The 11,519-nt window shown below is 48.3% G+C and carries 10 protein-coding genes; 7 read left to right on the forward strand and 3 right to left on the reverse strand.

Annotated elements, in window-relative coordinates:
- Window positions 1-268: 268 nt before the first annotated feature.
- The 3 genes from clpP to bolA form a co-directional block, all read right to left on the reverse strand.
- Entirely contained in the window at window positions 269-889 is a 621-nt protein-coding gene (gene clpP, locus U0008_RS16050) for an ATP-dependent Clp endopeptidase proteolytic subunit ClpP (protein ID WP_025799989.1), read from the reverse strand.
- Between the two features lie 234 nt (window positions 890-1,123).
- Window positions 1,124-2,428 carry a trigger factor gene (tig, locus tag U0008_RS16055; RefSeq protein WP_025799991.1) on the reverse strand — a complete coding sequence of 435 codons (1,305 nt, stop codon included), beginning with the start codon at window positions 2,426-2,428 and terminating at the stop codon, window positions 1,124-1,126.
- Between the two features lie 578 nt (window positions 2,429-3,006).
- Window positions 3,007-3,336, reverse strand: a complete 330-nt coding sequence (gene bolA, locus U0008_RS16060; RefSeq protein WP_172625154.1) for a transcriptional regulator BolA — start codon at window positions 3,334-3,336, stop codon at window positions 3,007-3,009.
- 483 nt (window positions 3,337-3,819) lie between these two features.
- Between bolA and U0008_RS16065 the strand changes: the two genes are divergently transcribed.
- The 7 genes from U0008_RS16065 (at window position 3,820) to cyoE (ending at window position 11,403) form a co-directional block, all read left to right on the forward strand.
- Window positions 3,820-4,398, forward strand: coding sequence for a lipoprotein (locus U0008_RS16065; protein WP_043495013.1), 579 nt, complete (start codon window positions 3,820-3,822; stop codon window positions 4,396-4,398).
- A gap of 116 nt (window positions 4,399-4,514) precedes the next feature.
- Window positions 4,515-5,996 carry a muropeptide MFS transporter AmpG gene (ampG, locus tag U0008_RS16070; protein WP_025799996.1) on the forward strand — a complete coding sequence of 494 codons (1,482 nt, stop codon included), beginning with the start codon at window positions 4,515-4,517 and terminating at the stop codon, window positions 5,994-5,996.
- Between the two features lie 618 nt (window positions 5,997-6,614).
- Window positions 6,615-7,544 carry a cytochrome o ubiquinol oxidase subunit II gene (gene cyoA / locus U0008_RS16075; RefSeq protein WP_025799998.1) on the forward strand — a complete coding sequence of 310 codons (930 nt, stop codon included), beginning with the start codon at window positions 6,615-6,617 and terminating at the stop codon, window positions 7,542-7,544.
- Window positions 7,545-7,547: 3 nt separating this feature from the next.
- On the forward strand, window positions 7,548-9,539 hold the full coding sequence (gene cyoB, locus U0008_RS16080; protein WP_040044358.1) for a cytochrome o ubiquinol oxidase subunit I: 1,992 nt from the start codon (window positions 7,548-7,550) through the stop codon (window positions 9,537-9,539).
- Window positions 9,529-10,149 (forward strand): cytochrome o ubiquinol oxidase subunit III, encoded by a 621-nt coding sequence (locus U0008_RS16085; RefSeq protein WP_025800001.1) that lies wholly within the window; start codon window positions 9,529-9,531, stop codon window positions 10,147-10,149. The genes cyoB and U0008_RS16085 overlap by 11 nt, the downstream gene beginning before the upstream one ends.
- Window positions 10,149-10,499, forward strand: a complete 351-nt coding sequence (locus U0008_RS16090; protein WP_004091690.1) for a cytochrome o ubiquinol oxidase subunit IV — start codon at window positions 10,149-10,151, stop codon at window positions 10,497-10,499. The genes U0008_RS16085 and U0008_RS16090 overlap by 1 nt, the downstream gene beginning before the upstream one ends.
- A 13-nt stretch (window positions 10,500-10,512) precedes the next feature.
- Window positions 10,513-11,403: a heme o synthase gene (gene cyoE / locus U0008_RS16095; RefSeq protein ID WP_025800005.1), complete on the forward strand. Its 891-nt coding sequence runs from the start codon at window positions 10,513-10,515 to the stop codon at window positions 11,401-11,403.
- Window positions 11,404-11,519: the final 116 nt, after the last annotated feature.

Here is an 11,519-nt window from a genome sequence, read left to right on the forward strand (position 1 = left end):
TCTTTCATTAAGTATCTGTCCCGTCGAATCAGCCTATTACGGCTAAGACCGCTCAACGGCAGTGCGACCAATCTGCGCAAAACGGCCTATCAGCGTAGTCTATGCAACCCATTAGCGCGATGCGAGCATCGCTCCGCGCTTTATATTCACTATAGTATATCGGCAACCCGCCGTAACATGATAGTCACGCTATCGGCGGTTGGACGAGATAATAGCGTATGCGTTTGGTTCCACAGACGTCCTGAATCTAGGCCTTAGTCTGACACAATCAGCCGCGGTGAGTCATTACCGAATCAACCAAGCCGTATTCTACAGCTTCGTCCGCTGACAAGAAGCGGTCACGTTCGGTATCACGCTCGATCTCTTCGAGCGATTTACCTGAATGTTTTGCCATCAGCTCATTCATACGAGCTTTAACCTTCAGGATTTCTTTGGCGTGGATTTCGATATCCGTCGCCTGCCCTTGGAAACCACCCAACGGCTGGTGAATCATCACGCGTGAATTTGGCAGGCAGAAACGCTTACCTTTCGCCCCTGCCGTCAGCAGAAACGCGCCCATGGAACACGCTTGTCCCATACAGATGGTGCTCACATCCGGTTTGATAAACTGCATGGTGTCATAAATTGACATACCCGCAGTAATGACGCCGCCCGGTGAGTTGATATAAAGATGGATATCTTTCTCTGGGTTTTCTGCTTCGAGGAACAGCATCTGAGCCACGATCAGATTTGCCATGTGATCTTCAACCTGACCAGTCAGGAAGATAATTCGTTCTTTCAACAGACGGGAAAAAATATCGTATGAACGTTCGCCACGCGAAGTCTGTTCAACAACCATTGGCACTAAGGCCATGTGCGGTGCTAAATCACGCTCGCCACTGTATGACATTAACCGTCTCCTATAGAAATCACTTTGGCATTATTTGCTTTGATTCTACTGTAGATAAACTATGTTGACCATCGTTGACCATGCCCAACTGTCTGTGTCTGTTGTTATAGGTTAGACACTTAGCCAATATTTGGGGACAGTAATCAAAGAAATAAACCTTTTCCCATAAAAAAACCTTCGCCCAAGAGCGAAGGTTTTTATTACTTCGGAACGAATAAGCCGTTCAGAGCAACATTACGCAGCCTGAGTCTGGTTCATCAGTTCGCTGAAGTTGGTCGCTTTTTCAGACACTTTAGCGCTAGCCAGCAGTGCTTCAACAGCTTGTTCTTCCAGAGCAACATTACGCATGTTGTTCATCAGCTCTTTGTTTTTGCTGTAGAACTCAACCACTTCTTTTGGATCTTCGTAAGCAGAAGCCATTTCTTCGATCAGCGCTTTAACGCGATCTTCATCAGCTTTCAGCTCTTTCTTGGTGATAACTTCACCCAGCAACAGACCTACAACAACACGACGTTTAGCCTGTTCTTCGAACAGTTCGCGTGGCAGTTCCAGAGCTTGTTTCTCGTTGCCACCGAAACGCTGTGCAGCCTGACGACGCAGAACGTCAACTTCACCGTCAATCAGTGCAGCTGGAACGTCGATGTCGTTTGCTTTAACCAGACCGTCGATAACCTGAGACTTGATACGGTTACGTACCGCGCCTTTCAGTTCGCGTTCCATGTTTTTACGCACTTCGGCTTTCAGACCATCCAGAGAACCATCAGCAACGCCGAAACGTTTGATGAATTCTTCGGTGAATTCTGGCAATTCACGTTCTTCAACTTTCTTCAGAACGATATCGAATTTAGCCGCTTTACCTTTCAGGTTTTCAGCGTGGTAATCTTCTGGGAAGGTCACTTCGATAGCGAATTCTTCACCCGCTTTGTGGCCCAGAATGCCTTCTTCGAAACCTGGGATCATACGACCCTGGCCCATTGCCAGAACGAAATCAGAGGCTTTGCCGCCTTCGAAAACTTCGCCGTCGATAGAGCCGGTGAAATCTACGGTGACGCGGTCTTCAGCTTCAACTGCACGTTCGGTTGCAGTCCAAGTCGCCTGCTGCTTACGCAGGGTGTCCAGCATCGCGTCAACGTCAGCATCAGTGACTTCAACAACTGGTTTTTCAACTTCGATGCTTTCCAGATCTTTCAGTTCGATCTCTGGGTAAACTTCGAATTCAACTGCGAAAGAGAAGTCTTCGCCCAGTTTGTATTCGCCTGGTACATAGTTAGGCGCGCCAGCTGGGTTCAGTTTTTCTTTGATGATCGCATCAACGAAGTTACGCTGCATCAGATCGCCCAGAACGTCCTGGCGAACAGAAGCGCCATAACGCTGAGAGATAATGTGCATTGGCACTTTACCTTTACGGAAGCCGTCGATACGTGCTTTTTTAGCCACGTTGACCAGCTCACTGTTTACTGCTTTTTCAATGCTGTCGGCTGCAACAGTAATATTTACGCGGCGGCCAAGGCCTTCGGTGGTTTCAACAGAAACTTGCATCTTATACCTCAAAAAATCACAGTGCTCGGTCAACTCCAGAAGTCATTTTCAACGAAGAAAACCAGACTCCACAGAACCGGGACGGCCGCTTTCAGCAGAACCGTGTTCCCTGTTTATCCCTTCTTACTTGAAGCCGCTACGGTGCTAGCTGCGGTTATTCACCCTAATCGCTTACCGGTGTAAGCTCATCGGGATTCACTCGCTGGCCGCCTAGCAACAACATCAAGTACTTTGGGCGTAGAAGCGTCCCGAATACATTCAGGAAAAAATAGACGCGACATTATAGCGATGCATGAGCAATGAGTCGAGAACCGCACGCCAACTGTCCGCGGCGTGATTCACAGTTTCGAGCGATACCTCAGCAACTCGGGTACAAAATTAGAGCGTTGTAGCACCAAGTCCACGGGCCAAAGTCACGAAATCGCGTGCGCACCTAAGTCATAAAGTTGCTACGCAAAAAGAAACGGCCACTCGGGCCGTTTCTCGTCAAACACGCTATTAATACAGCAAAAACGGCTAAGAGTTCCACCTTCGTGGTAATTTACTTGCCTTTTCGCCGCCTATTTAAGCAAGTTAGCTTAGGCTAGGGTGCCAGCCCCGCGACAGGGCGGTGATGCAGGAACCGTATCTTGCAACGCCTCCCACTCTTTATGGGTGTAGGTATGTAGGGCTAACGCATGTACGCCGTCGGCCAGTTCCTCTGACAAAACGCCATATATAGAACGATGACGCGTCAAGAAGCGCTCACCTTGGAAACGATCGCTAACCATGACAACTTTAAAGTGACTTTCAGAACCTGCCGGTACGTTATGGCGATAGCTTTCATCAACCACCTCAAGATAGAAAGGTTCAAACGCGGCGCGTAACTTTGCTTCTATCTGTTCTCTCATCATAAGATATCCCCTCATACTGCATCGGCAGAAAGAGCGCTGCTCTTAATGGAATGTATTTCCCTCTCGGAACCGCTCAGCTATCACCTTTATTTTCAGTGACAGCCCACATCAGGCGCGGACAAGCGCCCAATCGAAAAACACATCTTAACGTTAAGCGTAGCTGTTTTTTGCAACTAACGCCGCTGCGAAACATTTTTATCGTGTTTTGCGTAGCGTAACTTATAAAAAATTTCTGTCTATCATTCAAATGGGTGGCTTGGAAAGTCAGTTTAATGTTTAAGCAGATAGGCAAAACGCCACCACGATAGTGATTTAACTATCCTTAAGATAAAAATATTTATTGGGGGCTTCAACATCCTAATGGCAATGCTATGATGGCGGATATTTTGTCCGTAAAGTCCGTTGATTCATCATAGTCATACTCAGTCTTAACTCGGTCATAGATGAAGGATGAGCACGGCATCTTCCCACGTAAAAATGGTTATTAACTCGATGAATATGATCACAAAACTGTTTTTCCCGCTTTTGGCCGTTTTCGCTTTGGCCGGATGCGCAACCAGCTCGAATACGATAGACGTTAACCCTAAGATGACGTTGCCGCAGCAGGATCCAACCTTGCAAGGCATTACGATCAGCATTAACGGTGCCGACGTTCGCCAGGATAAAGCGCTGGCAAAAGTGAATCGCGATGGCGAGTTAGTTACGCTGACGCCTTCACGCGATCTGCGTTTCTTGCTGCAGGAAGTGCTGGAAAACCAAATGACCCAGCGCGGTTATATGGTGGGTCCAAGCGGTGCCGTTGATTTGCAGATCGTAGTCAACCAGCTGTATGCCGATGTAAAAGAAGGCAACCTGCGCTACAACATCACCACCAATGCTGATATTTCCATTATCGCACAGGCGAAAAATGGCAATAAGCAGGTGAAAAACTATCGCTCTGTTTACAACGAGCAAGGTGCATTTACCGCGTCAAACAGCAAAATCACTAATGCCGTCAACAATACTATGTCGGATATCGTGTCTAACATGGCGCAAGACACTAGCATCAGCGACTTCATCAAAGCCAACGCACGTTAATCTCTATGCTCAGAGTCATTCGGACCGTTGGATAAAAGCGCAATCGAATGATAATGGGCATACACCGTTTTCACCCCGCACTGCCCGACCTTGGGCAGTGCATGGGAATCAATTGAATGTCTAATTCAAACTTAGCTATTTTCACCCAACGTAACACGGTCATTTTATTACTGTTGGGTTTTGCCTCAGGCCTTCCTCTCGCATTAACCTCCGGTACACTTCAGGCTTGGATGACCGTTGCCAACGTCGATCTCAAAACGATTGGCTTCTTTTCACTGGTTGGCCAGGCCTACGTGTTTAAATTCCTTTGGTCACCGATGATGGATCGCTATACGCCTTCTTTCCTTGGTCGCCGCCGTGGCTGGCTTTTAGTCACGCAAATCCTGCTGCTAATCACTATCTTTGCCATGGGATTACTCAATCCTATCCAGCATCTGTGGTGGCTCGCTGGTTTGGCCGTCATTGTCGCATTCTGCTCAGCCTCCCAAGATATTGTCTTCGACGCCTATAAAACCGATTTGCTTAGCGCCGAAGAACGCGGAACCGGCGCAGCTGTTTCCGTTTTGGGTTATCGACTTGCCATGCTGGTTTCCGGTGGGTTAGCGCTGTGGTTAGCCGATCGCTATTTTGGCTGGCAGGGTACCTATTGGCTGATGGCTGGCTTAATGCTGATCGGTATATTGGCTACATTATTTGCACCAGAACCTCAGGTATCAGCGCCTGCGCCACGCACGCTTGAACAGGCCGTGATTGAACCGCTTAAGGATTTCTTTGGCCGAAACAATGCATGGTTAATTTTATTACTCATTGTGATGTACAAGATGGGTGATGCTTTCGCCGGTAGTTTGAGCACAACGTTTCTGATCCGCGGTGTCGGATTCGACGCGGGTGAAGTTGGTATCGTCAACAAGACACTAGGGTTGTTTGCCACCATCGTCGGCGCTTTGTTTGGCGGCGTACTGATGCAGCGCTTGTCCCTTTTCCGCGCATTAATGCTGTTTGGTATCTTGCAAGGGGTATCCAATTTTGGCTACTGGCTGCTGGCGGTAACCGATAAAAACCTGCTTACCATGGGCAGCGCTATTTTTCTCGAGAACCTCTGCGGGGGAATGGGCACCGCGGCGTTTGTCGCCTTGTTAATGACGCTGTGTAACAAGTCATTCTCAGCAACCCAATTCGCCCTGCTCTCGGCACTTTCAGCGGTAGGTCGTGTCTATGTAGGGCCGGTTGCGGGTTGGTTTGTTGAATTACATGGCTGGCCGTTGTTCTATCTTTTCTCAATCGTCGCCGCCGTTCCTGGACTCTTGCTGCTGGTCGCCTGCCGCAAAACCTTGGAGTACACGCAAACCACCGGTGAATTCTCGCGCCGAACCCGTTTTGCTCGGGCCTATAAGCTGGCCTCTCAATCACTGTTGGTCGGATGCATTCTGATCGCATTGTGGCTACTGGGGCTAGCCGCAGAAAGCCTCTCTGGTTTCAGTGCTGACGTCATCATGGCTTGGCTGTTAAATATTGGCTTATTGCTGAGTTTATTTGGCATTTTACTTGGCGCAGGTTTAGATTATCGCAGCCAACGCGATCTACAGCAGGTCATTTAATTCCGTTGCTAAATTAATTTAAGCCTTAAAATAATAAAAAAAACGCTGTCTATATTTTAGACAGCGTTTTTTTATTCTTCACATTTACCGCTTAATTATTCCCTAAATAATTTTTTACTGATATTCCGCTGTATTTTCGCCCTCAAATAACTGCTTATTTTTCACGCTAAATTAAATTTAGCGTCGGAAAAACGAAGAACAAAAAATTAACAAATAGAGATCTCTTTCACGTTTCGTGCCTTCTAAGGGAAGAAATAAGCCTAAATGTAACGAGTTACATGTCCCTACGATCTGTGTCACATATTCCTATTTTAAGCTGGTAATACATGGGCTAACCGCAGATTAGGGGCTAGGCTAAAAGTGACAAAACGTGATTTTCAGAGGCAGAGAAATATCTTTTGTTACATTTACTTTGTTACAACAAAGTGAAAATAAGCCTCTGATTTGATAGCTACATTTCGCCTAAAAGACACCATGAAATGCGACATTTTGAACAAACCAACTGGACTTTTTAAACAATAGAGTGACAGACCTTTAAGAATGTTTACAGATCTGCAACCTTCCCGTAAAATGCCCCTACATTTGGGACGACAGAGAGCCTTCGATTGAGGTCGTTAGATGAGACTCAGTAAATTAAATAAAAGCTTTGGGATATTATCTTTAATCGCAGCCTCAGCCTTGCTGAGCGGTTGTGATATGGCGCTTCTGGATCCTAAAGGACAAATAGGTCTAGAGCAGAGATCCCTGATACTGACTGCCCTTGGGCTGATGTTAATCGTGGTGATTCCAGTAATCGTAATGACAATTGTATTTACGCGTAAATTCCGCGCGTCAAATACCGATGCCAAATACACTCCCAACTGGTCTCACTCTAATAAAATTGAAGCTGTCGTTTGGACAGTGCCAATTATCATTATCGCTATCCTCGCAACATTAACGTGGAAAACGACTCACGAACTGGATCCGTATAAACCACTGGTCTCCGACGTTAAACCGATCCGTGTCGATGTAATTTCACTCGACTGGAAATGGTTGTTCGTTTATCCAGATCTGGGGATTGCAACCGTTAATGAACTGGCTTTCCCAGCTAATACTCCGGTTAATTTCCGCATCACGTCAAACTCGGTAATGAACTCATTCTTCATTCCGCGTTTAGGTGGGCAGATTTACGCGATGGCAGGCATGCAGACCCAACTGCATTTGATTGCCAACGAACCGGGTAAATATAACGGGATTTCCAGCAGCTACAGCGGTCCAGGATTCTCTGGAATGAAATTCACCGCTATCGCAACGCCCGATAATGCCACCTTTGATCAGTGGGTTGCCAACGTTAAGAAAGCACCTAATCAGCTGACCACCATGGCAGAGTTCGACGCATTAGCGAAGCCAAGTGAATATCATCCGGTTGAGTACTTCTCTAGCGCTAATCCTGAATTGTTTGTCGATGTGATTAACAAATTCATGGGTAGCAAGAAGATGGACATGAAGAAAGACGAGCATATGGATATGGACATGGGTGAGCACGCTCACGCAGGAGCCGAGGAATAACAGATGTTTGGAAAACTAACACTCGACGCCGTCCCGTACCATGAACCGATTGTTATGGTTACGGTTGCCGGCATTATCTTAGGCGGTCTGGCCCTTCTGGCTTTGATTACCTATTTTGGAAAATGGAAATACCTATGGACGGAGTGGCTAACCTCGGTTGACCATAAACGTCTGGGTATCATGTATATCATCGTGGCGTTTGTCATGCTGCTGCGCGGCTTTGCCGATGCCATCATGATGCGTAGCCAGCAGGCGCTTGCGTCCGCCGGTGAAGCCGGATTCCTCCCACCGCACCACTACGATCAGATCTTCACCGCTCACGGCGTAATCATGATCTTCTTCGTGGCGATGCCGTTCGTGGTAGGTCTGATGAACGTCGTTGTACCGCTGCAAATCGGTGCTCGCGACGTTGCATTCCCATTCCTGAACAACCTCAGCTTCTGGTTCACCGTTGCCGGTGTGGTTCTGATCAACCTGTCGCTGGGTGTGGGTGAATTTGCTCAAACCGGTTGGTTGGCCTATCCACCGCTATCAGGTAAGGAGTACAGCCCTGGCGTAGGGGTCGATTACTGGATATGGAGTCTACAGATATCCGGCTTAGGTACCTTGCTGACGGGTGTTAACTTCTTTGCCACTATCATCAAAATGCGTGCCCCTGGCATGTCGCTGATGAAAATGCCGGTCTTCACATGGACCGCATTGTGCACCAACGTTCTGATCATTGCTGCCTTCCCGATTTTAACCGTTACCGTTGCTTTACTGACGGCTGACCGCTACCTCGGCACCCATTTCTTCACCAACGATATGGGCGGCAACATGATGATGTACATCAACCTGATTTGGGCCTGGGGCCATCCGGAAGTGTACATCTTGGTTCTGCCAGTCTTCGGTGTGTTCTCCGAAGTGGTGGCAACCTTCTGTAAGAAACGTCTGTTTGGCTACACCTCGCTGGTATGGGCGACCGTGTGTATCACCATCCTGTCGTTCATCGTTTGGCTGCATCACTTCTTCACCATGGGGTCAGGCGCAAACGTCAATGCGTTCTTCGGTATAGCCACGATGATTATCTCGATTCCGACCGGGGTAAAAATCTTCAACTGGCTGTTCACCATGTACCAAGGCCGCATCGTGTTTAACTCTGCGATGCTGTGGACTATCGGCTTTATTATCACCTTTACCGTAGGTGGTATGACCGGGGTTCTGCTAGCGGTTCCAGGTGCAAACTTTGTTCTGCATAACAGCCTGTTCCTGATTGCACACTTCCATAACGTGATCATCGGTGGTGTGGTATTCGGTTGCTTCGCCGGTATGACTTACTGGTTCCCGAAAGCATTTGGCTTCACGCTGAACGAAACTTGGGGCAAACGCGCATTCTGGTTCTGGATCATCGGCTTCTTCGTTGCCTTCATGCCGCTGTACGGCTTGGGCTTCATGGGCATGACTCGTCGTCTGAGCCAGCAAATTGACCCTGCATTCCATCCTCTGCTGATGGTTGCTGCGGGCGGCGCTGCGCTGATTGCATGTGGTATTGCCTGCCAGCTGATTCAGATTTTCGTGTCTGTTCGCGACCGCGATCAGAACCGCGACCTGACTGGCGATCCATGGGGCGGCCGTACGCTGGAGTGGTCAACTTCTTCTCCACCGCCGTTCTATAACTTCGCTATCGAACCACAGGTTCATTCGCGTGATGCATTCTGGGAGCTGAAAGAAGAAGGTATCGCTTATAAGAAACCAGAGAAATATGCACCCATTCATATGCCACGTAACACGGGCGCAGGCGTCATCATTGCAGGCTTTAGCCTCGTCTTTGGTTTTGCCATGATTTGGGACATCTGGTGGCTGGCGATTGTCTGCTTCCTGGGCATGATTGCCACGTGGATCGTGCACAGCTTCAACGATGATGTTGATTACTACGTTCAAGTTCCTGAAATTGAACGTATTGAGAACCAACACTTTGAACAAATTAGCAAAGCAGGCGTGAAATATGACAACTGATACTTTACATCATACTCACGGTCAGGAGGCCCATGCGGAGCATGGGCACCACGACGCCGGTGACACGAAAGTGTTCGGCTTCTGGGTCTACCTGATGAGCGACTGTATTCTGTTTGCGAGCTTGTTCGCAACCTATGCAGTCTTGGTCAACGGCACCGCTGACGGCCCATCCGGCAAAGATATTTTTGAACTGCCGTTTGTGTTGGTTGAAACCTTCCTGCTGTTATTTAGCAGCATCACCTATGGCTTCGCCATGCTGGCGATGAACAAAGGTAAAGTAGGCACCGTAAATACATGGTTAGGTTTGACCTTCCTGTTCGGCGCTGGCTTCATCGCGATGGAAATCTACGAATTCCATCACCTGATTGCCGAAGGTTTTGGCCCTGACAAAAGTGCATTCCTGTCTGCCTTCTTTACCTTGGTTGGCACGCACGGTATCCACGTTACCAGCGGCCTGATCTGGATTATCGTGATGATGATTCAGGTAGGCAAAAAAGGCCTGACCGCGCGTAACCGTACTCGCCTGATGTGTCTGAGCCTGTTCTGGCACTTCTTGGACGTGGTGTGGATCTGCGTATTCACCGTAGTTTATCTGATGGGGGCAATGTAATGAGTCACTCACCTACAACGGGTCACCATTCTACAGACAACAACGGTGCTAGCCACGGCAGCGCAAAGTCTTACATGATTGGCTTTATTCTGTCGGTCATCCTCACGGTTATCCCGTTCTGGATGGTGATGGAAGGTACCGCGTCGCACCAAACGATTTTGATTACCGTGGTTGCGATGGCTGTGATTCAGATTTTTGTTCATCTGGTGTACTTCCTGCACATGAACACCTCGTCTGAAGAGCGTTGGAACCTGATAGCTCTGGCATTTACCGCCTTGATTATCGCCATTGTTGTCGTTGGCTCACTTTGGATTATGTACAACCTCAACATCAATATGATGGTCCACTAAAGAGCTGCCTGTGATGATGAAGCAATACCTGCAAGTAACAAAACCGGGCATTATCTTCGGTAACCTGATTTCGGTTATCGGTGGATTCTTCCTGGCCTCGAAGGGGAGCTTAGATGTTCCCCTGTTCATCGCGACCATGGTTGGCGTGTCGCTGGTTGTCGCCTCGGGCTGTGTATTTAATAACTACATTGACCGAGACATTGATAAAATTATGGAGCGAACCAAAAACCGCGTTTTGGTGAAAGGGTTAATCGCACCTAAAGTGACATTGACCTACGCTACGCTGTTGGGCCTTGCCGGTGTTGCATTGTTATATGTTGCGGCTAATCCATTAGCCGCGCTGTTAGCAGTGATTGGCTTCATCGTCTACGTTGGCGTGTACAGCCTGTATATGAAGCGTCATTCCGTATACGGCACGCTGATTGGCAGCCTGTCTGGCGCAGCTCCTCCTGTTATTGGCTACTGCGCCGTCAGCAACGAATTCGACGCTGGCGCGCTAATCCTACTGGCTATTTTCAGCCTGTGGCAGATGCCGCACTCCTATGCGATTGCCATCTTCCGCTTCAAGGATTACCAAGCCGCCAATATTCCCGTATTGCCGGTGGTTAAAGGGATTTCGGTAGCGAAAAACCACATTACGCTATATATCGTGGCGTTTATGGTTGCTACGCTGATGCTGTCTCTTGGCGGGTATGCGGGCTATAAATATCTGGTTGTTGCAGCGGCGGTAAGCGTGTGGTGGTTAGGTATGGCGCTCTCTGGCTATAAAAAAGCGGTGGACGATCGCGTATGGGCACGCAAACTGTTTGTGTTCTCCATCGTGACCATCACTTGCCTGAGCGTCATGATGTCGGTTGACTTCCAGTCTCCGGCAACAGAAAGCCTGCTTACAATGCTGCGTTGATCATTGAGCCTTAATGATTAATCGTGAAAAGCCGGATATCTCATCCGGCTTTCTTTTTTCCCCTCCCCCACTTCGTCCTGAGTCTGTTCAAAACGGGTCAGGTCAAGTAATCTAGC

Source organism: Hafnia alvei (genome assembly GCF_034424155.1).
GTDB lineage: Bacteria > Pseudomonadota > Gammaproteobacteria > Enterobacterales > Enterobacteriaceae > Hafnia > Hafnia alvei.